General features: G+C 72.2%; 19 protein-coding genes and 1 pseudogene. 9 read left to right on the top strand and 11 right to left on the bottom strand.

Annotated elements, in window-relative coordinates:
- Nucleotides 1-6 precede the first annotated feature (6 nt).
- The 5 genes from H9L09_RS12620 to rplM form a co-directional block, all read right to left on the bottom strand.
- Nucleotides 7-396: a hypothetical protein gene (locus tag H9L09_RS12620; protein WP_187577280.1), complete on the bottom strand. Its 390-nt coding sequence runs from the start codon at nt 394-396 to the stop codon at nt 7-9.
- 8 nt (nt 397-404) lie between these two features.
- A complete protein-coding gene (locus H9L09_RS12615) occupies nt 405-2,015 on the bottom strand; it encodes a C2 family cysteine protease (protein ID WP_187577279.1) in 1,611 nt (536 codons plus the stop codon).
- A 78-nt stretch (nt 2,016-2,093) separates the two neighbouring features.
- The gene (gene glmM / locus H9L09_RS12610; RefSeq protein ID WP_187577278.1) at nt 2,094-3,449 is read right to left on the bottom strand and encodes a phosphoglucosamine mutase; all 1,356 of its coding nucleotides are present in this window, start codon (nt 3,447-3,449) and stop codon (nt 2,094-2,096) included.
- 20 nt (nt 3,450-3,469) lie between these two features.
- Nucleotides 3,470-3,976, bottom strand: coding sequence for a 30S ribosomal protein S9 (rpsI, locus tag H9L09_RS12605; RefSeq protein WP_187577277.1), 507 nt, complete (start codon nt 3,974-3,976; stop codon nt 3,470-3,472).
- Nucleotides 3,977-4,010: 34 nt separating this feature from the next.
- Nucleotides 4,011-4,454 carry a 50S ribosomal protein L13 gene (rplM, locus tag H9L09_RS12600; protein ID WP_187580864.1) on the bottom strand — a complete coding sequence of 148 codons (444 nt, stop codon included), beginning with the start codon at nt 4,452-4,454 and terminating at the stop codon, nt 4,011-4,013.
- Between the two features lie 296 nt (nt 4,455-4,750).
- Between rplM and H9L09_RS12595 the strand changes: the two genes are divergently transcribed.
- A complete protein-coding gene (locus H9L09_RS12595; protein ID WP_187577276.1) occupies nt 4,751-6,076 on the top strand; it encodes a citrate synthase in 1,326 nt (441 codons plus the stop codon).
- A 109-nt stretch (nt 6,077-6,185) separates the two neighbouring features.
- Here H9L09_RS12595 and H9L09_RS21640 read toward each other — a convergent pair whose 3' ends face one another.
- The gene (locus H9L09_RS21640; protein ID WP_223164026.1) at nt 6,186-9,407 is read right to left on the bottom strand and encodes an alpha-amylase family glycosyl hydrolase; all 3,222 of its coding nucleotides are present in this window, start codon (nt 9,405-9,407) and stop codon (nt 6,186-6,188) included.
- A gap of 104 nt (nt 9,408-9,511) precedes the next feature.
- Nucleotides 9,512-10,330: a DUF2249 domain-containing protein gene (locus H9L09_RS12585; protein WP_187577275.1), complete on the bottom strand. Its 819-nt coding sequence runs from the start codon at nt 10,328-10,330 to the stop codon at nt 9,512-9,514.
- Between the two features lie 95 nt (nt 10,331-10,425).
- On the opposite strand from H9L09_RS12585, the gene H9L09_RS12580 reads away from it, so the two are divergent.
- The 4 genes from H9L09_RS12580 (at nt 10,426) to H9L09_RS12565 (ending at nt 15,247) form a co-directional block, all read left to right on the top strand.
- A complete protein-coding gene (locus H9L09_RS12580; RefSeq protein WP_246455995.1) occupies nt 10,426-11,190 on the top strand; it encodes a helix-turn-helix transcriptional regulator in 765 nt (254 codons plus the stop codon).
- Nucleotides 11,187-12,317 (top strand): hypothetical protein, encoded by a 1,131-nt coding sequence (locus H9L09_RS12575; protein WP_223164025.1) that lies wholly within the window; start codon nt 11,187-11,189, stop codon nt 12,315-12,317. Before H9L09_RS12580 ends, H9L09_RS12575 begins: the two co-directional genes overlap by 4 nt.
- On the top strand, nt 12,314-15,037 hold the full coding sequence (locus tag H9L09_RS12570) for a multicopper oxidase domain-containing protein (RefSeq protein WP_246455994.1): 2,724 nt from the start codon (nt 12,314-12,316) through the stop codon (nt 15,035-15,037). Before H9L09_RS12575 ends, H9L09_RS12570 begins: the two co-directional genes overlap by 4 nt.
- Nucleotides 15,038-15,103: 66 nt before the next feature.
- Nucleotides 15,104-15,247, top strand: coding sequence for a hypothetical protein (locus H9L09_RS12565; RefSeq protein ID WP_187577274.1), 144 nt, complete (start codon nt 15,104-15,106; stop codon nt 15,245-15,247).
- A 54-nt stretch (nt 15,248-15,301) separates the two neighbouring features.
- Here H9L09_RS12565 and H9L09_RS12560 read toward each other — a convergent pair whose 3' ends face one another.
- Entirely contained in the window at nt 15,302-15,934 is a 633-nt protein-coding gene (locus H9L09_RS12560) for a CG0192-related protein (protein WP_187577273.1), read from the bottom strand.
- A gap of 174 nt (nt 15,935-16,108) precedes the next feature.
- Here H9L09_RS12560 and H9L09_RS22815 point away from each other — a divergent pair, with 174 nt between their 5' ends.
- Together H9L09_RS22815 and H9L09_RS22125 are read left to right on the top strand one after the other, a co-directional pair.
- On the top strand, nt 16,109-16,468 hold the full coding sequence (locus tag H9L09_RS22815) for a pentapeptide repeat-containing protein (protein ID WP_246455993.1): 360 nt from the start codon (nt 16,109-16,111) through the stop codon (nt 16,466-16,468).
- Nucleotides 16,396-16,863 (top strand): DinB family protein, encoded by a 468-nt coding sequence (locus H9L09_RS22125; RefSeq protein ID WP_246455992.1) that lies wholly within the window; start codon nt 16,396-16,398, stop codon nt 16,861-16,863. Before H9L09_RS22815 ends, H9L09_RS22125 begins: the two co-directional genes overlap by 73 nt.
- A gap of 42 nt (nt 16,864-16,905) precedes the next feature.
- Here the strand turns inward: H9L09_RS22125 and H9L09_RS12550 are convergent, their stop codons facing one another.
- A complete protein-coding gene (locus H9L09_RS12550) occupies nt 16,906-17,448 on the bottom strand; it encodes an AAA family ATPase (protein WP_223164023.1) in 543 nt (180 codons plus the stop codon).
- An 83-nt stretch (nt 17,449-17,531) separates the two neighbouring features.
- Here H9L09_RS12550 and H9L09_RS22120 point away from each other — a divergent pair, with 83 nt between their 5' ends.
- The gene (locus H9L09_RS22120; protein ID WP_246455991.1) at nt 17,532-18,254 is read left to right on the top strand and encodes an MFS transporter; all 723 of its coding nucleotides are present in this window, start codon (nt 17,532-17,534) and stop codon (nt 18,252-18,254) included.
- Complete coding sequence (locus H9L09_RS22115) at nt 18,251-18,901, top strand: MFS transporter (RefSeq protein ID WP_246455990.1); 651 nt, start codon at nt 18,251-18,253, stop codon at nt 18,899-18,901. Before H9L09_RS22120 ends, H9L09_RS22115 begins: the two co-directional genes overlap by 4 nt.
- Nucleotides 18,902-18,937: 36 nt before the next feature.
- On the opposite strand, the gene H9L09_RS12540 is transcribed toward H9L09_RS22115, so the two are convergent.
- Together H9L09_RS12540 and H9L09_RS22110 are read right to left on the bottom strand one after the other, a co-directional pair.
- Nucleotides 18,938-19,765, bottom strand: a complete 828-nt coding sequence (locus tag H9L09_RS12540) for a retropepsin-like aspartic protease (protein WP_187577272.1) — start codon at nt 19,763-19,765, stop codon at nt 18,938-18,940.
- Nucleotides 19,765-21,446: pseudogene (locus H9L09_RS22110) on the bottom strand (ABC-F family ATP-binding cassette domain-containing protein). The gene H9L09_RS12540 and the pseudogene H9L09_RS22110 overlap by 1 nt, the downstream one beginning before the upstream one ends.
- Nucleotides 21,447-21,526: the final 80 nt, after the last annotated feature.

Raw genomic sequence — 21,526 nt, 5'->3', positions numbered from 1 at the left:
CAGCGGTCAGGACTCGGGGAGGATCACGATCAGCCCGTCCATGGCGCCGGGCTGGTCGCCGCCGTCGCCGCCCTCGACCACGTCGAGCACCTCGAAGGACAGCCCGTCCGCGGCGGCGGTGTCCCCGCTGGTCACCGGCACGTTGGTGTGGCCGCCACCGGGCGGCGCGACGACCACGATCCCCCGGTGGCCCTCGAGGTTGATCGCGGTGAAGGTGTAGTCCTGCCACGGCGTCGGGACGTTCTGGCGCAGCCGGACCGCGCCCGACGGATAGTCCTCGGCCCCGCCCCCGGTGCCACCGTTGCCGTCGTCGGCGGAGGAGCAGCCGGCCAGGACCGAGAGGCTCCCCGCGGCCAGCACCAGCGCCAGCGACGTACCGATCCCTCTGCGACTCATCGACTCTCCTAGCCCAGGTCCGCGGTGTCGTATCGGATGAAGCTGTTCTCGAAGTCCTCGTAGCTCATGGTGATCGGCGGGTAGCTGTCCAGGCCCCAGGGGTTCACGATCGTCACCGTGCCCTTGTCCGGGTCGACCTGCTGCACATAGTAGGCATGGCCCTGCACGATGGTGCCGTCGTCGTAGAGCGAGGTCAGGTTCTCGTGCGCGGTCGAGACCAGCACCGCCCCGCCGCCGTCGAGCAGCGCGTCGAGGTCGCGGATCGACGGCGGGTCCGGGTCGTCCGCCCCGAACCAGTCCGCCTCGTAGGTGTCGACGTCCTCACCGGTGAGCAGCTCCATCGCCTTGGACGGCCAGTCGCCCTCCAGGTCCTCGTAGTCGCCGTAGTACTGCGCTACCGCCTTCTCGATGAGGTGTGGCCACAGCTCGTAGGTGCCGCTGCCGGCGTCGCTCTCCGCGGGGTTGTCGGCGAACAGCGGGTTGCCCTGCACGGTCGGGATGTCCGGGGTGACCGTCACCTCGACCGCCTCGCCGTCCTCGTAGAGGGTGACGGTGTAGGTGCCGTTGGCGTTCTCGGTGATCATCTGCTCGATGATCTCGGGGTTGCTCGTGGCGATCGCGCCGATGGTGGCGATCAGCCAGCAGTCGCCGATCATGCCCTGGTCGAGGTCGCTGGGGTCGACCGGAGGTTCCGTCGGGTCGTCGGGGTCGCCCACGAAGAGCTCGTGCGGCACCTCGGTGTACTCCGCGTCGTGGACCGGGCTCTCCGGGTCGTCGCTGGCGGCGTCGCCCCCGACGTCGTCGAACTCCGGCTGCACCTCGTCGGTGAACTCGTCGAGCCGTCGCATGGTGGCCGGCGAGGCCTTCGCGGCGATCATGCTCCACAGCTCGCGGCGGCGCTCGCGGCTCCAGCCGCCCCCGAACAACGAGCCGTCGTCGAGCTCGTCGACCCAGTGCTGCAGCTCCTCGTCGCTCATGGCGGCGATCAGCGCGTCGAGCTCGGCGCCGGTGAGCCCGTCCAGCAGGTCGTAGATGTCCTGGAGCTCGCCGCCCCCGACACCGTTCCAGCCGCCGTCGAGCGAGTCCTGGAAGTCGTCCACCGCAGAGTCCACGGTCGCCTGGTCGACCGGCTCCGAGGCCTGACCGGACCCGTTGGACCAGCCGGTCGGGTACGGTCCCGCCCCGCCGCCACCGTCGAGGTCGGGGTCGACCACGCCCGGTGGCTCCCCGGTGCCCGGTGCGGTGCCGCCGACCCCGGTGCCACCGGCGCTTCCGGTGCCACCGGCGCTTCCGGTGCCACCGGTGCTGCCGGTGCCGGTCGGGCCGTCGCCCTCGCCGGCGCCCGCGTCGTACGTCGTCGGGGCGTCGCTCGCGCCTCCGCACGCACCGGCCTGGCTGGCCAGGCTGCGGATCTGGCAGGCGACCTCGGCACGGACGGCCGCTCCGGTGTCGGTGACCGCGACGGCGGCCACCAGGATCGCGGCCACGATGGCGATGCCGACGTACTCCAGGGTTCCCTGGCCGCGGTCGTCACGATTGCACCGGCCGGCCCTCGGTGCGGGACGACCGCCGTCCCTCGGGCCCGCGGCGGGCGGGCGGCGCGAGGAGGGCGTGGGCATGCGGACCACGATGGCTGCGCGGCCACCGGGGCGACCAGGGCCCGCGGGCCCAACGCCGGGCCCAAACCCGGCGCGGGGCTAGGAGAGGCTGAGCCGCTCCCGGACGACCTCGGCGAGCCGCTCCGCGACCTGGTGCGCCTGCTCGGCGGTCCCGGCCTCGACCATCACCCGCACCAGCGGCTCGGTGCCCGAGGGCCGCAGCAGCACCCGCCCGGAGTCGCCGAGCTCGAGCTCCGCCGCGACGACCGCTGCGGCCAGCACCTCGTCCGAGGTGCGGCCCCGGTCGACGTCCTTGACGTTCACCAGCACCTGCGGAAGCCGGTCCATCACCGCACCCAGCTCCTTGAGGGTCCGCCCGGTGCGCGCCATCCGTTCCAGGACGTGCAGCGCGGTGAGGATGCCGTCCCCGGTGGTGGCGTGGTCGGTCATGATCACGTGGCCGGACTGCTCGCCGCCCAGCGAGAGCCGTTCGGCGTTCAGGGTCTCCAGGACGTAGCGGTCGCCGACCTTGGTCTGGCGGACCGCGATCCCCTCGCGGCGCATGGCCTGGACGAAGCCGAGGTTGCTCATGACGGTCACGACCACGGTCTCCTCGCGCAGCCGCTCGGTCTCGCGCAGCGCGAGCGCGAGGACCGCCAGGATCTGGTCGCCGTCGACGACCGTGCCCTCGTGGTCCACCGCCAGGCAGCGGTCGGAGTCGCCGTCGAGGGCGAAGCCGGCGTCGGCGCCATGGGCGAGGACCGCCTCCCGCACCGGCCCGAGGTGCGTGGAACCGCAGCCGTCGTTGATGTTCAGCCCGTCGGGATCGACGTTGATCGCGATCACCTCGGCGCCGGCGTCGCGCAGCGCGCGGGGCCCGGCCTCGAAGGCGGCGCCGTGCGCGCAGTCCAGCACGACCTTCAGCCCGGTGAGCGGCTGCCGCACCGTGGACACGAGGTGCCGCGTGTAGTCGGACACGGCCGCGTCGTACCGCTGGACCCGACCGACCCCGGCCCCGGTGGGTCGTTCCCAGGGCTCGCGGAGCCGCTGCTCGATCGCCACCTCGATGGCGTCGTCGAGCTTGACCCCGCCGCGGGAGAGGAACTTGATGCCGTTGTCGGGCATCGGGTTGTGGCTGGCGGAGATCATCACGCCGAGATCGACGTCCAGGGAGCCGGTGAGATGGGCCACGCCGGGGGTCGGCAGCACGTCGAGCAGGAGCACGTCGACGCCGGCGGAGGCCAGCCCGGCCACCACCGCGGCCTCCAGGAACTGCCCCGAGACCCGGGTGTCACGGCCGACGACGGCACGAGGCCGGCGACCTTCCGTGGGATGGAAGGCACCGGCCTCGCCGAGGACGTGTGCTGCCGCGACCGACAGGTCCAGGGCCAGCTCTGCGGTGAGGTCGCCGTTCGCGACACCACGGACACCGTCGGTGCCGAAGAGACGACCCATGCCCAGCAGCCCCGGAGGGGTCAGCGCTTGCTGTACTGGGGAGCCTTGCGGGCCTTCTTCAGACCAGCCTTCTTGCGCTCGATGACGCGGGCGTCACGGGTGAGCAGCCCGGCCTTCTTCAGCGATGGGCGGTTCGCCTCGATGTCGATGGCGTTCAGCGCGCGGGCCACGCCGAGACGCAGCGCGCCGGCCTGGCCGGTGATGCCGCCGCCGTGGATGCGGGCGATCACGTCGAAACGGCCCACCAGGTCGGTGTTCACGAACGGCTCGTTCACGACCTGCTGGTGCAGCTTGTTCGGGAAGTAGGAGTCGAGCGTGCGGCCGTTGACGGTCCACTGCCCGGTGCCGGGGACGAGACGCACCCGGGCCACGGCCTCCTTGCGACGGCCGGTCGCGTTGGCCGGCGCAATGGTCGCCGGACGAGCCGGCGCGTCCTCGGAGGGCGCGCTCTCAGAGCTGTAGGCAACGCCCTGCTCATTGGCCTCGAAGGTCTCCTCGACCTCGTCGGTCGCGGTGGTGTCAGTCACGGGTGATCCTCGCTCTTCGAACTGCTCGAAAGACTTACTGGGAGATCTGCTTGATCTCGAACGGCTGGGCCTTCTGGGCCTGGTGCGGGTGGTTCGGCCCGGCGTAGACCTTGAGCTTCTTCAAGGTCGCACGGCTGAGGCGGTTCTTGGGGAGCATGCCCCAGACCGCCATCTCGATCGCGCGGCGCGGGTCCTTCTCGAGGAGCTCGCCGAACGGGGTCGCGGAGAGGCCGCCCGGGTATCCCGAGTGGCGGTAGGCCATCTTGGTGGTCTTCTTGTCGCCGGACAGGGCGACCTTCTCGGCGTTGATGATGATGACGAAGTCACCACCGTCGACGTGCGGCGCAAAGGTGGGCTTGTGCTTACCGCGAAGCAGCGTTGCGGTCTGGACGGCGAGGCGTCCGAGCACCACGTCGGTGGCGTCGATGACGTGCCACTCGCGCTGGATGTCAGCGGGCTTCGGGCTGTACGTACGCACGGTCATTGCCTTCTGATCGAAATCGATGTGTCTCGGTCTGGCTCGCTTCCGCGAGCCGGGCGTCACGCGCGCCGCCGGCCAGAACAGCCAGGGGGAACACGGGGACAGCCGCGACCGACAAGACTACCGGCGGGTCGCGGCCTTGGTCAAAACGAGGCCGGTTTCCCCAATCGTGGGATCGGGGCATAGGTTAGCGGATAAGTCACCACCCCCCTGATCGAGACGCCGATCCCCCGGGCACGCTCACCCACCGGTGCAGTTCCCCCGGTCGGGTCGTCCCAGAGCGAGGAGCCGACGTGACCGAAACGGCCACTGCTTCCAGCACCGAGACCGACGGCCAGAGCCTGACAGTCCGCGACAACCGCACCGGCACGGAGTACGACGTGCCGATCGTCGACGGCGCCATCAAGGCTGCCGACCTCGGCAAGATCCGCACCGACGAGGAGAGCCCGGGCCTCGCCGTCTACGACCCCGGGTTCGTCAACACCGCCTCCTGCCGCAGCTCCGTCACGTTCATCGACGGCGACAAGGGCATCCTGGAGTACCGCGGCTACCCGATCGAGCAGCTCGCGGAGAACTCGACGTTCCTCGAGGTCGCCTACCTGCTCATCCACGGCGAGCTCCCCTCCCGGGAGGAGTACGAAGCCTGGGTGCACGAGATCACCTACCACACGTTCGTGCACGAGAACGTGAAGGGCTTCATGGAGGGCTTCCGCTACGACGCCCACCCGATGGGGATCCTCATGGCCTCGGTGGGCGCGCTCTCCACCTTCTACCCGGAGTCGCGCAACATCGCCGACGCGGACAACCGGCACATGCAGATCGTCCGGATGATCGCCAAGATGCCGACCCTCGGCGCCTGGGCGTTCCGCAACGCGCAGGGCAAGCCCTACGTCTACCCGGACAACGAGCTGAGCTACACCGAGAACTTCCTCGCGATGCTGTTCAAGATGAGCGAGAAGAAGTTCCACGCCGACGAGCGGCTGGTCAAGGCCCTCGACGTGCTGTTCATCCTGCACGCCGACCACGAGCAGAACTGCTCGACCAACGCGGTCCGCTCCGTCGGCTCCAGCCAGGTCGACCCGTACTCGGCCGTGGCCGCCGGCGTGGCCGCGCTCTACGGCCCGCTGCACGGCGGGGCCAACGAGGCGGTGCTGCGGATGCTGCGCCGGATCGGCTCCGTCGAGAACGTCCCGTCGTTCATCGAGGGCGTCAAGAGCGGCAACGAGCGGCTGATGGGCTTCGGCCACCGGGTCTACAAGAACTACGACCCGCGCGCCAAGATCATCAAGAAGGCCTGCGACGACGTCTTCGAGGTCACCGGAGTGAACCCGCTGCTGCAGATCGCGCAGGAGCTGGAGAAGATCGCGCTCGAGGACGAGTACTTCGTCAAGCGCAAGCTCTACCCGAACGTGGACTTCTACTCCGGCCTCATCTACGAGGCGCTGCAGTTCCCGCCGGAGATGTTCACGGTGCTGTTCGCGATCGGCCGGACCCCGGGCTGGCTGGCCCAGTGGCTCGAGCTGGTCCAGGACCCGGAGCAGAAGATCGCCCGGCCCAAGCAGATCTACACCGGCGAGCGCCGGCTGGACTTCGTTCCGCGCGAGCAGCGCTGGTCCTGAGTCCCACCGTCCCCGCGATCACCACGGGATGTCGGAAAACTGATGCTCCCCATGGCCCGCAGGCCATGGGGAGCATCAGTTTTCCTAGGGAGGTGCGGCGTCCCGCCCGCTACGGGGTCGGCGCGGTGTAGGTCTGCACCGTCAGCGCCGCGGCCGCCTGACCCGGGTCGGAGCCGGCCGGCGGGGTGAAGGAGATCTCCACGCCCTGCCCGTCGGCCAGGGTGAAGCTGACCGGGGTGCCGCTCGGCGCCCCGCCCTGGCCCCAGCTGCCGTCCGTGGTCTGGTCCTGGGTGACCACGAAGTGGTAGGTGCCCGCCGGCAGCGTGTGGCTGCGCAGCGTCCACACCCCGTCCCCGTCCGGGTCCTGCAGCCAGGACCGCAGGCAGGTCGGGTCGTCGTCCGCCCCGCAGCCGAGCTCGCTCTGGAAGTCGCCGGCGGCGACGTACAGGTGCGGGGTGTCGATGCTGTTGGTGACCCAGTGGGTGGCGTGGCTGTACCAGAAGGTGATCGGCCCGCCGTCGGCGTCGAGGGTGATGTTGTCGCCGTTCGGGACACCCCCGGCGCCGTAGTTCTCCGCCCACGGGTCGTTCGGGTGGACGAGCGAGTCGACGGCCACCTTGTAGCCGTGACCCCCCTGCGGGATCGTCTGCTGGTCGGTGAAGGTCTTGGACCAGACACCGTCCTCCTCGTCGAGGCCGAGCTGGATCGCCGCGCAGGTGGGCTGCCAGTCCTCGGTGCAGCCGACCTCGCTGTTGAACATGCCGGGCACCGACACGGAGGTCGGCTGGGTGACCGGCCCGCCCCAGTCAGGGGTGGTGTCCTGCTTCGGCGGCTCGCCCACGACGCCGTACCGCTGGTCGACCGCGAGGTCGCCGTCGGCGTCGCGCACCACCGCGCGGTACTCCACGAGCGTGCCGAACGGCAGGTCGCGCACGTCGTGGAAGACCCGGAACGGCGCGTTGTCGTCGGTGCCGAGCGGACGCCAGCCCTTCTCCCCCACCGGGCGCCACCCGAAGGAGACCTGGGTGAAGCTGTCGCTGGCGACGGAGGCGCCGATCTCGGCGCGACCGCCCACGATGCCGCCGTTCTCCAGCGAGTCGAGGGTGACCACCGGAGCGGCCCCGTCGTCCGGGATCCGCTTGTCCGCGCGGTAGACCACCGCGCCGTACGCCGGCACCCGGAGGGTCACCTGACCCGACCGGTCGGTGTGCCGGGCCCGGGGGCTGCCACCCCACGGGGAGGCCCAGACCCGGCCGAAGCGGGTCTGGGGGCTGAAGGTGTCGAACGTGGCGCGGGCCGTCGACCCGCTGTTGTTGACCGCGACCACGAACTCGCGCCGCTTCTGCGGGTCGACCCGGCTGAACGCGTAGATGCCGGGCCCGTCGGTGGAGTAGCGGTGCACCTGCGCACCGTCGGCGAGCACCGGGTGGGCCGCGCGCACCCGGGCCAGCCGGGCGATGTGCTTGTAGAGCGGCCGGTTCGGGTGGAAGTTGCTCTGCGCGGTGGTGTCGTCGGAGCCGATCAGGTCGTAGCCGTTGTACAGGTCGACCTTGCTGGGGAACATGTCCTCGCGGGCCCGCTGGTCACCGATGCCGCCGGGGACGTCGGCCGGGGCGGAGAAGCCCTGCTCGTCGCCGTAGTAGACGACCGGCTGGCCGCGGGTGAGGTACATCAGGCTGTGGGCGAGCTCGTCGCGGCGCAGCAGCTGCCGCTCGGACCAGCCGTCGGTGTTCTGGCGCAGGAAGCTGCCGATCCGGCCCATGTCGTGGTTCCCCAGGAACGTGGGCAGCTGGTAGGCGTTGGAGTCCGCGTCGGTGTACCAGTCGTCCTCGGCGTAGAAGTCGCGCAGCGCGTCGGTGGCGCCACCCTTGGCGAAGCCGGTGGCGTTGGCCTGGAAGCCGAAGTCGACGGCGGCCTGGAGCCGGCCCTCGGTGGTGTACTGCGAGACGAACTTCGAGCTCGCGTCGTAGACCTCGCCGAACATGAAGAAGTCCTTGTTGCCCTGCTCGGCGGCGTAGTCGGTCAGCGCCGGGGAGAACTGCTGCCAGAACTCCATGTTGTTGTGCTTGACGGTGTCGATCCGGAAGCCGTCGATGCCGACCTGACGCACCCAGGTCTTGTAGATGTCCTCCATGCCGCGGACCACGCGGGGATGCTCGGTCCACAGGTCGTCGAGGGCCGAGTAGGGCCCCGACGGGAAGTCGCCGTAGGTGTTGCTCTCACCGGAGAAGGTCGAGGTGCCGCGGTTGTGGTAGTAGCGCGGGTCGTTCAGCCAGGCGGGGACCTTCTCGTCCTGCTCGGCCTGGGGCACCACCGGCTTGTAGGGGAAGGAGTCGAGGTTCACCTCGGGGAACGGCTTGCTGCCGTCGGCGTAATCCCGGTCGTCGAAGGGGTTGCCCTCGGCGTCGCGGTAGGGCTCGTCCTCGGTGCTCACGTAGGGCAGGTTCCCGCTCGCGTCGTACTGGCTGCGGTCGTAGCCGATCACGTCGGCGGTGTGGTTGGTGATGATGTCGAAGAACACCTTGAGCCCACGCTTGTGGGCCAGCTTCACCAGCCGGGCCATGTCGCGGTTGCTGCCCAGGTGCGGGTCGATCTTGGTGAAGTCGGTGATCCAGTAGCCGTGGTAGCCGGCCGACTCGCTGCCCGGTGCGCCCTGCACCGGCTTGTTCTTGAACGAGGGCGTCAGCCAGATGGCGGTGGTGCCGAGGCCCTGGATGTAGTCGAGGCGGTCGATCACCCCCGCGAGGTCGCCACCGTGGTAGAAGCCGGTGGCGGTGGGGTCGTAGCCGGACACGAGGCGGTCCTTGCCGAGCCCGGCGGTGTCGTTGGACTTGTCGCCGTTGGCGAAGCGGTCGGCCATCACGAAGTACAGCCGCTCCCGGGTCAGCGCCTCGCGCAGGCTGTCCTGGGCGAGCGCCTTGTCGGCGCGGTTCACCGGCTTGGGCGCCGCCGCGGGGGCGACCGACACGGCGTGGCTGTGCGGGTCGTAGCGGAACACCAGCCGGGCGTCGTGCAGCAGGTTCAGCTTCAGGTTGTCCTGGCCGTCGCCGTAGTTCTCGGTCCAGGCGTCGTTCAGCGCGACCTTGTATTCCCAGGCGCCGGCCGGGACGGTGAAGGTGCCCGTCCAGGCGCCGTCGGCGAGGGTGAGCTCGGTGGCGGCGCATTCGGGGGCCCAGTCGGTCGGGCAGCCGAGCTCGGTCTGCAGGTCGCCGACCAGGGCGACGGAGTCGGGGGGTGGGGCGGCGGTGTGGTCCGCGAGGGCGGGCGCCGCGGTCGCCACCAGGCCGCTGGCGAGAGCGGCCAGGGTCGCGGCGATGAGGGATCGATGCACAGAGGCTCCAGTCCGAGAGGTGTGAGGGCGGCCACACCCTAACCTCGGACGACCCGGCAGGAAAGGGGACGACCCTCGCATCCCTTCCCTGCATCGTCCCCGGGTCAGGCCGCCGTACGGCGGACGAACGCGATCCGCCAGGCCTCCGGGCCACGCTCGAGGTACTCCACCGCGAACCGGCCCGGGGAGCGCTGCTCCACCTGGGCCAGCAGCGGGACCGGGTCGTGCGGGGCCACCAGCACCAGGCCGCCGCCGGGGGCCACCGCCTCCAACGCCCCGAAGATGGTCGCGTGCCGGATCGCGTGCGGCACGCCTCGCGCGTCCAGCTCGGGGTAGCCCGGGCCGTCCACCTCGCCGCAGCCGCAGGCGCCGCCGCAGCCGCCGGCCGGCTCCCCGGCCTGGGCCTGCTCGGCACCGTGCTCGTGGCCGTGCTCGTGGCCGCCGAGCAGCTCGTGCATGCCGCCGAGCAGGTCCGCGACGGACACGTCGGGAGCCGCGGCCAGCAGCGGCAGCACCAGCTCGTTCTCCTTGGCCAGGTGGCTGTCGAAGATCACCTGCAGCGCCCGGGCCGTGGCCGCGGCGCGCACCGGGTCGGCCGCCCCGGTCAGGTCGCGCACCAGCCCGGTGATCACGACGTGCTCGGCGAGCATCCCGTCCACGAGCAGCCGGCCCTCGGGCTTGGCCCGGGCGGCGGGGTACATCGCCTGCTCCTCGGCCAGGGCGTGCGGCACCAGCTCGTGCTCGCACCAGCCGGTCAGGTCCGCGAGGGCCGCGCGGGCGTTCACCTCGTCGGCGCGGGCCGCCGCGTCGACCAGGGTCTCCACCCGCAGCGCGAGGGCTCCGGCCATCTGGGCGTGGTGCTGCTCGACGGCGGCAGCGGCTGCCGCGTCGGCCTCGGTCGAGGCGATGACGACGTCGTTCATCGAGAGGGGCTCCTGTCGGGGCGGTGACCGGCTCGGTCACGTGGGTTCGGCCGTCAGGGTGGCGGCTCGCTCGCTAATTTACTACACTTTTCTCCGTGGAAAAGAATCCCGGCCCAGGTCCGGTGCTCGAGCCGGTCCTCGGGCCGCGGCCGAGCTTCCCGGCCGCGCGGCGCCCGGCGCTGTCGCGCTCCCGCGCCGCCCTGCTGGACGTGCTGCAGGACCAGCCCGAAGCCACCACGATGGCCGCGCTGACCGCCGCGACCGGGCTGCACGCGAACACGCTCCGCGAGCACCTGGACGCGCTCGAGCGGCACGGCCTGGTCCGGCGGCACCGCGCGGAGCCGAACGGGCGCGGCCGGCCGGCGTGGCTCTACGAGGCGACCGGCGCCGAGGACTCCCCCGGCCGGTCGGAGTACGCCGGGCTGGCCTCCGCGCTGGCCTCCGCGATCCACCGCAGCAGCAGCACGCCGCGCGAGGACGCCATCGCCGCCGGCACCGAGTGGGGCCACGAGCTGGCGCAGGCCCGTGCCGTCGCGGACGCTTCCGGCCGCGAGCCGGACGGCCCGGACGGACCGGGCGGCCCCGACGGCCTCGCCGGGCGCCGCCGGGTGCTGGCCCTGCTCGACGAGGTCGGCTTCGCTCCCGAGGCGGATGAGGACGCGACCGTCGTACGCCTGACCCGCTGCCCGCTGCTCGAGGCCGCGCACCGCCATCCCGACATCGTCTGCGGGGTGCACCTCGGGATCGTCCGCGGGGCGCTCGAGGAGTACGGCGCCGACCCCGCCGGCACCGACCTGGTGCCCTTCGCCGAGCCGGGGGCCTGCCGGCTGCACCTGCTCGACCCCGGGGCCGGGCGATGACCTCGACCCTCGGGGCGCTGGACCCCGCCACCGCCCCCGCAACGGTGCAGCCCGCCGCCCCGGGCCGGTGGCGACGCGCGGTCTTCCTGGTCCCGGCCGGCGTGGCGATGCTGGCCGGCCTGGACGCCGCGCTCATGCTGCTCGGCCTGCCGGCCCCGGTCAGCACCGACCGGCTGCCGGATGTGCACGGCATGCTGCTGGTCTTCGGCTTCGTGGGCACCACGATCGCGTTGGAGCGCGCGGTGGCGCTGCGCCGGCCGGCCGGCTTCGCGGCACCCGGCCTCCTGGGCGCCGGCGGGCTGCTGCTGGTCTCCCCCGCGCCGCTGGTGCTCGGTCGCGGGGTGCTGCTCGGCGGTGCGGTCGCGTTGGTCGGTGTCTACGTCCCGTTGTGGCGGCGGCAGCGCGACGACTCCGTGCTGGTCCAGGCGTTCGGCGCGGTGCTCGGCGTCGGCGCGCTCGCCCTCTGGCTCGGCGGCGTCGGCGTGCCGGTCCTGCTCCCGTGGCTGATGGGCTTCGTCGTGCTCACGATCGGCGGCGAGCGCCTCGAGCTGGCCCGCCTGGCGATGGGACCGACGGCCGGCACGGTGCTGCTGCTGCTCTCGGCCGTCCTGGTCGCCGGGGTGACCGCCGCCCTGCTCTGGCCGGGCGCCGGCTACCCGCTGCTCGGGGTCGCGCTGCTCGGCCTGGTCGGCTGGCTGGCCTTCCACGACGTGGCGCGGCGGCTGGTGCGGGCCGACGGGCTCGCCCGCTACATGGCCCTGTGCATGCTCGCCGGCTACTTCTGGCTGGCCGTGGCCGGCACCACGTGGGCGCTGGGCGGCGCCGCCACCGAGGGCGTCCGGTACGACGTCGTGGTGCACGCGGTCTTCCTCGGCTTCACGCTCTCGATGATCATGGCGCACGCGCCGGTGATCCTGCCGGCGGTCCTGCGCCGGCCGCTGCCCTACCGGCCCGCGCTGCTGGCGCCCGTCGCGCTGCTGCACCTCTCGCTGGTGCTGAGGTTGTGGGCCGGTGACGCGCTGGGGCGGCAGTCCGCGTGGCAGGTCGGCGGCGCCCTCAACGTCACCGCCCTGCTGCTCTTCGTCGCGACGGCCGCCTGGTGCGCGTCGACCCGGAGCCGGCGGTGAGCCGCGGCACGGCCTCGAGCCGCGGGTTCTGGCCGCTGCGCGACCTCCCGGTGGTGCTGTGGCTGCTGGCCCTGGTCGGCGTCGCGCTGGCGCACCCGTTCGTGCCGGCGCCGCGCTGGCTGATGATCCACCTGCTGCTGCTCGGCGCCGCCAGCCACGCGATCCTGGTGTGGAGCCGGCACTTCGCCGACGCGCTGCTGCATGCCTCCCCGCGGGAGGGCGAGCGCCGGGTGCAGTCGATCCGGTTGCTGCTGCTCAACCTCGGGGTCCTGGCGGTGGTGACCGGGGTCGTCGGCGACGTCTGGCCGGTCACCGTCCTGGGGGCCGGCGCGGTGGCCGGCGCCGTCGTCTGGCACGGGGTCTCGCTGGTGCTGCTGATGCGCCGGTCGCTGCCGTCCCGGTTCGGGGTGACGGTGCGCTACTACGTGGCCGCGGCGTGCTTCCTGCCGGTCGGGGCGACGCTGGGCACCGTGCTCGCCCGCGGGCTGGGCGATCCGCTGCACGAGCAGGTCGTGGTCGCGCACGCGACGGTGAACCTGCTCGGCTGGATGGGGCTCACCGTGCTCGGCACCCTGGTGACGCTGTGGCCGACGATGCTGCGCACCCGCATCGCCGCCGGGTCCGAGGCGGCCGCCCGGCGGGCGCTGCCGGTGCTCGCCGGGTCCGTGGTCGTGACCGCGCTCGCCGCACTGTGGGGGCTGCGACCGGTGGCCGCGCTCGGCCTGGTCGGCTACCTCGCCGGCGTCGCGCTGCTGGCGGCACCGCTGGCCGTCGCCGCCCGCACCCGGCCGCCCCACTCGTTCCCGACCTGGTCGGTGCTGGCCGGGGTGCTCTGGCTGGTCGGCTGCCTGGCGGCCCTCGCCGTCGGCCTGGCCACCGCCCCGTCCTGGGTGGTCGCCGGCGACCGCTTCTCCTGGCTCACCCCGTTCCTGGCCGCGGGGTTCGCGGCCCAGGTCCTGCTGGGGGCGCTGTCCTACCTGGTCCCGGTCGCGCTGGGCGGCGGGCCGGCTCCGGTGCGGGCCGCGAACACGGTCCTGGACCGCGGCGCGGCGCTGCGGGTGACGACCGCGAACGCAGGGCTGCTGGTCTGCGCGCTTCCGGTGCCGAGCCTGGTCCGGGTGATCTGCTCGGCGCTGGTGCTGGTTGCGCTCGCGGCGTTCGTGCCGCTGCTCTTCGCGGCGCTGCGGGCGTCGCGGCGGGCCCGGTCGGCATCCCCGGTGCACCCACCGGAGGACCCGCCGGCGGAGCCCCCTCGGCGTCGCCCCCGCGGCCCGGCGGCGCCGTCCGGGGAGCGACCGCCCGGGCAGGTGCACGGCCTCGCCGCCACCGGCCTGGCCGCGGTGGTGCTCGCCGTCGCGGTCGGCGTGGCCCTCGACCCCGGCGCGCTGCCCGGCGGCGGAACAGCGGCCGCGGCCTCCGCGGGGGTGAGCGCCACCGGAGCGACCACCACGGTGCGGGTCGAGGCGGCGAACATGCGCTTCACCCCCGGCACCGTCTCCGTCCCGGCCGGCAACCGGCTGGTCATCGAGGTCACCAACACCGACCACGAGGACGTCCACGACCTGGTGCTGGACTCGGGCGCCACCAGCGGCCGGCTCGCCCCCGGCGCGTCGGCCCGGCTCGACGTCGGCGTCGTCGGCCGGGACGTCGAGGGCTGGTGCTCGGTGGTCGGGCACCGCCAGATGGGCATGGTGCTGCACATCGACGTCACCGGGACGGGCGACGCGGCCTCCGGCGCGGGCGGCCACGCGGACCACGCGCACGGTCCGGCCGGCGCGGCAATGACGCACGGCGCGGAGCCGTCCGCGTCCCCCGCCGCTCCGCGCGACGACGTACCCCGGGCGGTCGCGCCGGACTTCCTGGCCGCTCCGGATCCCGGCTTCGTCGCCCACGACGCCGTGCTGCCGCCGCTCGAGGCCGCCCGGGTGCACCGCCGTACCCTCACCGTCCGGGAGCTGGACCGCGAGGTCGCGCCCGGTGTGACCCAGCGGCTGTGGACCTTCGACGGCAGCGCACCGGGCCCGGTGCTGCACGGCCGGGTCGGCGACGTCTTCGTGATCACCCTGGTCAACGACGGCACCATCGGGCACTCGATCGACTTCCACGCCGGGTCGCTGGCGCCGGACCGGCCGATGCGCACGATCGCGCCGGGCGGGTCGCTGGTCTACCGGTTCCGGGCGACCCGGGCGGGGGTGTGGATGTACCACTGCTCGTCGATGCCGATGTCGGCGCACATCGCCAACGGACTCTTCGGGGCGGTGGTGATCGAGCCGCCGGGCCTGCCGGGGGTGGACCGCAGCTACGTGCTCGCCCAGTCCGAGCTCTACCTCGGCGCCGACGGCGGTCCGGTCGACATGGGGAAGCTGCAGGCCGAGCGGCCCGACGCGGTGGTCTTCAACGGCTACGCCCACCAGTACGACCACCGGCCGCTCGCGGTCCGGGTCGGCGAGCGGGTCCGGATCTGGGTGCTGGACGCCGGCCCGAACCGGGCGACGTCCTTCCACGTGGTCGGCGGGCAGTTCGACACCGTCTACGCCGAGGGCGCCTACCTGCTGCGGCCGGGCGCCGGAGCGGGTGGTTCGCAGAGCCTCGCGCTGCAACCGGCGCAGGGCGGTTTCGTCGAGCTGAGCTTCCCCGAGGCGGGGCACTACCCGTTCGTCTCGCACGTGATGGTCGACGCCGAGCGCGGTGCGCACGGGCTGTTCGACGTGCGTCCCTAGGTGTGATGACCGGGTACGTCGACGCGCGACGCGTATCAGGGCGGGGCCGAGTCGCTCCTCAGGGGCATGACACCACACCCGATGGCGACCTTCGCGCAGCTCTCCGTCTCGCCGGAGCGCCGGGAGCGCAGGCGACGCCGGCAGCGGCGCGCCGCCGCCCTGCAGGCGCTGCGCCGGCACGAGCTCCCGCCCTCCGCGTCGCAGCGCTGACCCGCCAGCCCGGCTTCGCCGTCAGGTCTCGCCGTCGTCCGTCCGGCGCCAGGGTCAGGTCGCGCGGACCTCGGCCAGGAACGCGGGACCGCCGCCGTCCCAGCGTCCGGTGAGCGTCTGCCCGGCGTCCACCTCGGCGCCGACCACCCGAACGAGCACGATCTCGAGGGCACCGGCCCGGACCACCGTCGTCGGACCGTCGTCGTGGCTGCTGAGCCTGTCGATCCGGCCCACCGGCGTGTCCCCGGAGCCGCTTCCCACGACGCTCGCCGTGGGTCGCCGCGGCTCGAGCTGCCCGTCGACCTCGACCAGCTCCTCGGACCCGGTGCTGCCACCGAGCACGGCCGTGGCGAGCGCGCTCACCCAGACCGGGTCGCCGCAGCCGTCGTAGACCCAGCGGGTCCCCAGGACGGAGTGATCGGTGGTGCCGACCAGGAACTCCTCGGCGCCCTCCAGCGGTTCGCCCCGGTAGGTCACCGGGACGTGCAGCACCCTCCCGTCGGCCGCTCGCAGCAGCAAGGCCTCGATGCCGACCTCCCCCGCCGGGTCGTCGAACCGGTAGGCGCCCAGCTGCTCGAGACCCTGCTCGACGACGTGCCCGCCACCGGACCAGGGACGGCCGGGCAGCCAGGCGGTCAGCAGCTCCAGCTTGGAAGGCGTCAGCGTCGCTCGGTGGATGAGGGCCATGGAAGGACCCTACGACCGTGACGCCTGCCGTCGCCGCCACGTGCCTGGCCCCGGACCTCGGCCCCGCGCCGCCACCACCACACCCATGCGCGAATCCCGGCAGGGGTGGCGGCCAGGGGCGGTTGTGTCGATGATGACGAGGTGACCGGCGAGGCGACCCGACAAGGAGACGTGATGCCGTCCTTCACCCGATCCGACGAGCTGCGGGGAGCGGAGTTCGTCGACGCGGACCTGCGCGACGCCCGGTTCGTCCGGTCCGACCTCTCCGGCGTGACGATGCGCGCGGTGGACGTGGCGAACGCGGACGTCGAGGCGCCGTGGCTCTTCGAGGGCGAGACCTTCCTGCGCGTCAACGGCGTCGATGTCGTCCCCTCGTCGACGCCGAGCTCAACCGCCGGTTCCCCGGCCGCTCGGAGCGGGGGGCCACCGATCCGGAGGGACTGCGGGCGGCCTGGGCCGCGGTGGAGCGCACCTGGGCGGCCACCCTGGAGCGCGTCGCGGCGATGCCGGCCGGCACCGTGGACGTGTCGGTAGCCGGTGAGTGGTCGTTCGCGCAGACGCTGCGGCACCTGGTCATGGCCACGGACACGTGGCTGGGCCGAGCGATCCTGGAACTGGAGCAGCCCTTGCATCCGATCGGTCAACCCAACGTCGAGTACGCCACCGACGGCTACGACATGTCGGTCTTCACGACGCTCACCCCGTCCTACGCCGAGGTGCTCGAGGTCCGGGCGGGTCGTGTCGCGATGGTGCGCAACTACCTCACCACCGTCACGGCGCAGGAGCTGACCGCGCGGCGCACGAATCCGTGGGACCCAGAGCACGCGGAGACCGTCGTCTCGTGCCTGCACGTGATCCTCAACGAGGAGTGGGAGCACCACCGCTATGCCGTGCGCGACCTCGACACGATCGAGGCGCAAGCCCGGTAGCCGCCACGGCACCGGCGAGTCCGAGCCTCCCGGCGCATCGGCTCACAGGTATCTGCCTGGGTTTTGGTCTTCCAAAGCCAGGACGTGTCCGACCACACTCTGGACGGCTGCAAGGGTGACCTCCGGCGTGGCGGTGCCGTCGAGCACGACTTCACCAGGGACCCCGAGGAGATCCGACTCGACGTACCACCGGCGCAGCTCGTCCGCCGAGACCTTCGCCACGAGTGGTCGAGAACGATGCCTACGCACTGTCTCTTCGAGCGGCACGTCAAGGTAGAACACATGAGTCGGGCCGTGGTGCTCATCCAGGAGGTCGCAAAGCATGTCGCGGTAGTGCTTCGCCACGAGAATGCCCTCGACGATGGTGTGGTGGCCGATCCCGGCGCAGTAGCGGACCGTGTGAGCGATGAGGCCGATGTTCTCCCCGTCCGGTACGTCATGCTCACGCAAGACCACCCTTCGGAGGTGGTCTTGTTCTACCTTCGCCGTGCGTGGCCCCAACGCACGCTGCAGCGCAGTTGCCAACGTGCTCTTGCCCGATGCCGCGTTGCCTCGCAGCACGATCAGGTGAGGTTCGTCTTCCACGCTTCCGACGCTAGCGGTCCCTTCGTTGCAGAAGCGCAGGAAATGGGCGCGACATCCGCGCTCCGGACCCGCAGAATCTCCGGGTGATTCTCGACGCCGCCCTCCGCCAAGCGCGACCCCCGTCGCCGCTGGCTGGACGACTCTCCGCCCAGTCACTGCTCTTCGCGCTCGGCGAGGGCACCTTCCTCACCGGCTCGGCGGTGTTCTTCACCCAGATCGTCGGGCTCTCCGCCGCCCAGGTCGGTCTCGGCCTGACCTTCGCCGGGATCGCCTCGTTCCTGGCGGCGCTGCCGATGGGCAAGCTGGTCGACCGCTTCGGGCCGAAGAAGATGTGGTCCCTCAGCGCGACCGGGCAAGCGGCGATGTTCGCGGTGTGGCCCTTCATCACCGATTTCCAGGGCTACGTCGCCATGGCCGTCGGCATGGAGGTCATCGGAGCCCTCGGCGGCGCCGCGCACGGCGCCTACACCATCGACGTGCTGCCGCCTGAGGAGCGGGTGAAGTCGCGGGCGTACATGTACTCCGCGCTCAACGTCGGGTTCACCCTCGGCTCGATGATCGGTGGTGTCGCGCTCGCGATCGAGTCCAACAAGGTGCTGCACGCGCTGCCCTGGTTCACCACGGCGGCCTTCCTGGTCAACGCCGCCGCCATCAGCCGACTGCCGCGGGCCTCGCACGACGACCGCACCGCGGAGGACCGGAAGGTGCGGATTCCCGGCCCCGGACCGCTGCGCAACCCCGGCTGGCTCCTCACGTCCTTCTTCGGCGGGGTGTTCTGGACCAACCAGGGCTGCTCAACGTCGTGATCCCGCTGTGGCTGGTCGAGGAGACCGACGCCCCGCGAGTGGTGGTGGCCTTCCTGTTCGGCACCAACACGGTGATGTGCATCTTCTTGCCGATGGCGGCGGCCCGCGGTGTCCACGACGTGACCACGGCCCTGCGGGCGATCCGGATGTCGTCGACCTTCTTCGTGGTCTCCTGCCTGATCACGCTGGCCACCCACGACACCGTGGGCTGGGTGACGATCGCCCTGGTCTGGCTGGGGCACGTCACGGTGACCGGGGCCGAGCTCTACCTCTCGGCCGCCAGCTGGACGTTCGAGGCCGAGCTGATGGACCCACGCCAGCGCGGCGCCTACCAGGGCGCGGCCGGACTGAGCAGCACCCTCGGCAAGGTGTGGGCGCCGGCGCTGTACACCTTCCTCGCGATGAGCTGGGGCGCCACAGGCTGGTTGGTGATCGCCGCCATCATTGTGGTGGCCACCGTCGGAGTGCACCCGTCGACCCGGCTGGCCCGCCGATTCATCGAGGAGCACGTCCCTGCCGACGTGCTGGCCGACGCCCGCGCCTCCAGCCCGGACGCCGAGGACGGCATCGCGGTCGGTCCACCCTCGCTCATCGCCACCGACGAGCCGGTGCCCGATCACTCTCCTGCCCCCGACCCGATCCGCTGAGGCGGACCCCGAGGAGCCCGGGCCGGGCCCGAGTCGTCACGGCCACGACGTCGGCGGTGTGAGGGTGAGGGTGCCGTCTCGCGTGTCGAAGGTCTGCACGTACCGGTCCAGGAAGACCGTCCCGACCAGCCCGTCGAGCCTGAGGTCCTGGAACATCACCGTGGATCCGTGCTGTGCGGTCTGAGAGGCCCCGGCCAGCGAGATCGGTCCCGGGACAGGGATGAAGGCGCGCTCCACCTGGAGCCCGGTCTCGTTGGCCTCGCGGACCAACCGCACGCCCGGGCCCTCCGGCGTGACGCCGCAGGCGGTGGTGTGCCGCGCGTCGAGGATCGTGCTTCCCGACCCGGTGTCGACCTCCGCGGTCACGACGGTCCCGTCCGGCAGCCGTAGCTCCACGGAGAGGCACACCGACTCCCCGTCGCGGTCGACGACCACGGGCACCTCGATGCGTCCGGCTCTCGGAGGTCGGCCCCGGAGGCGTACGACGCCCCGGAACGGGTCGATGGTCAGCGGCATCTCTCCCAGCAGGTCCAGCCCCAGGATCCCGTCGAAGCCGTCGGGGCCAGTGGTCGGGCCGAGGTCGGCAACCGCCACGACCAGATCGCTCAGCCGCTCGCCGCCCAGCTCGATCCTGGGCAGGTGCAGGAGCGGCGACCTCACCTCGTCGCCGGCCATCCGCGTCCCGACGACGTGCCGCCCGGTCGGCTCGAGGCGGTGTCGGGCAGCGAAAGCCGAGCTGACGACGGTGATCCCGATCCCGGTGTCGACGAGGAACCGGGCCGGGCTGCCGTGCGGCACGTCGACCGGGATGCGGACGAGGTGCCCGATGCGCTCGAACGCGATCGCGGAGGAGTCCGCCGGCATCAGCGGGCCCGCTGGACGCGGCCCTCGTCCCACACCGGCCCGTCGGACTCATAGACCGAGCCGTCGGCGCCGTACACCAGGAACCGGTCGAAGCCACGCGCGAACCAGCGGTCGTGGGTGACCGCGACCACCGTGCCGTCGAAGGCCTCCAGCCCGTCCTCGAGCGCCTCGGCCGACTCGACGTCGAGGTTGTCCGTGGGCTCGTCGAGCAGCAGCAGCGTCGCACCGCTGAGCTCGAGCAGAAGGATCTGGAAGCGCGCCTGCTGGCCTCCCGACAGCGACTCAAACCGCTGTTCCGCGGCGTGCGCCAGCTCGTAGCGGTCCAGCGCCCGGGCGGCCGGCTCGCGGGGCAGGCCGTCACGGTGGTCGTCGCCCCGGTGCAGGATCTCCAGCAACGTCCGCCCCGTCAGCTCGGGGTGCTCGTGGGTCTGCACGAACCAGCCCGGGCGCACCCGGGCGCCGAGCCGCGCCTTGCCGGTGTGGTCCACCGGCTTGACCGGCACCTCGCTCACCGGACGGTGCTCGACGTCGGGATCGCTGCCGCCGGCGGCCAGCAGCCGCAGGAAGTGCGACTTCCCGGAGCCGTTGGAGCCCAGCACGGCCACCCGCTCGCCGTACCAGACCTCGAGGTCGAACGGCTTCATCAGACCGGTGAGCTCGAGCCCCTCGCAGATCACCGCCCGCTTGCCGGTGCGCCCCCCGCGCAACCGCATCTTCACCTGCTGCTCGCGCGGCTGCGCCGTCGGCGGTCCGGCCTCCTCGAACTTCCGGAGTCGGGTCTGCGCCGCCTGGTAGCGCGAGGCCATGTCGGAGTTGTAGGCGGCCTTCTGCTTGTACATCAGCATCTGCGCCCGCAGCTTGGCGTGCTCCTCGTCCCAGCGCTTGCGCAGCTCCTCGAACCGTTCGAAGCGGGCCCGACGCGCGTCGTGGTAGGTCCCGAACCCGCCCGGGTGGGTCCACACGCTGTTGCCCGCGGCCCCGAGCTCGACGGTGACCACCCGGGTGGCGGTGTTGTTCAGCAGCTCGCGGTCGTGGCTGATGAACAGGATCGTCTTCTGCGACTCGGTGATCCGGTCCTCCAGCCAGAGCTTGCCCGGCACGTCGAGGAAGTTGTCCGGCTCGTCGAGCAGCAGCACCTCGTCGGGGCCGCGGAGCAGGAACTCCAGCACCAGCCGCTTCTGCTCGCCCCCGAGAGCGTGGTGAGCAGGCGGTACTTCGCGCGGTCGTAGGACACCCCGAGCGCGGCCGTCGTGCAGACGTCCCACACCACCTCGACGTCGTAGCCGCCGGCGTCGGCCCACTCCGCGAGCGCGCTCGCGTAGCGCATCTGGGTCTTCTCGTCCTCGGTCTCCATCAGCGCCAGCTCGCACGCCTCGACGGCCGCCGCGGCGTCCCGGACGCGCGGCGGCGAGACCGAGAGCAGCAGGTCGGCCACCGTCCTGCCCTCGTTGCCGTGCGTCACCATCTGCCGCATCACGCCCAGGCCGCCGCTTCGGGTCACGGCGCCGGCGTGCGGCACCAGGTCGCCGGTGATGATGCGCAGCAGGGTGGTCTTGCCCGCCCCGTTGGCGCCGACCAGTGCCACCTTGGCGCCCTCACCGACCCGGAAGGAGACGTCGTCGAGCAGCACCCTCCCGTCGGGTAGCTCGTAGCGCACTCCGGCGACGTCCACATGGCCCATGGACAGGCATTCTCCCCGCAGCCGGCAGCGACCGCGACCCGATTAGCCCCGCGCCCGCGGTCGGGTCGTTCGGCACTGTC

This window comes from Nocardioides mesophilus, assembly GCF_014395785.1.
GTDB classification, from domain to species: Bacteria; Actinomycetota; Actinomycetes; order Propionibacteriales; family Nocardioidaceae; genus Nocardioides_B; species Nocardioides_B mesophilus.
Note: the sequence above shows the minus strand (reverse complement) of the source record. Positions and strands in the feature narration are given on the sequence as shown.

Coding starts and splice junctions, on each gene's coding strand:
- H9L09_RS12620 (WP_187577280.1), bottom strand. CDS start 396: ATGAGTCGCAGAGGGATCGGTACGTCGCTGGCGCTGGTGCTGGCCGCG.
- H9L09_RS12615 (WP_187577279.1), bottom strand. CDS start 2,015: ATGCCCACGCCCTCCTCGCGCCGCCCGCCCGCCGCGGGCCCGAGGGAC.
- glmM (WP_187577278.1), bottom strand. CDS start 3,449: ATGGGTCGTCTCTTCGGCACCGACGGTGTCCGTGGTGTCGCGAACGGC.
- H9L09_RS12585 (WP_187577275.1), bottom strand. CDS start 10,330: ATGAACGACGTCGTCATCGCCTCGACCGAGGCCGACGCGGCAGCCGCT.
- H9L09_RS12575 (WP_223164025.1), top strand. CDS start 11,187: ATGACCTCGACCCTCGGGGCGCTGGACCCCGCCACCGCCCCCGCAACG.
- H9L09_RS12565 (WP_187577274.1), top strand. CDS start 15,104: ATGACACCACACCCGATGGCGACCTTCGCGCAGCTCTCCGTCTCGCCG.
- H9L09_RS12560 (WP_187577273.1), bottom strand. CDS start 15,934: ATGGCCCTCATCCACCGAGCGACGCTGACGCCTTCCAAGCTGGAGCTG.
- H9L09_RS22815 (WP_246455993.1), top strand. CDS start 16,109: ATGCCGTCCTTCACCCGATCCGACGAGCTGCGGGGAGCGGAGTTCGTC.
- H9L09_RS12540 (WP_187577272.1), bottom strand. CDS start 19,765: ATGCCGGCGGACTCCTCCGCGATCGCGTTCGAGCGCATCGGGCACCTC.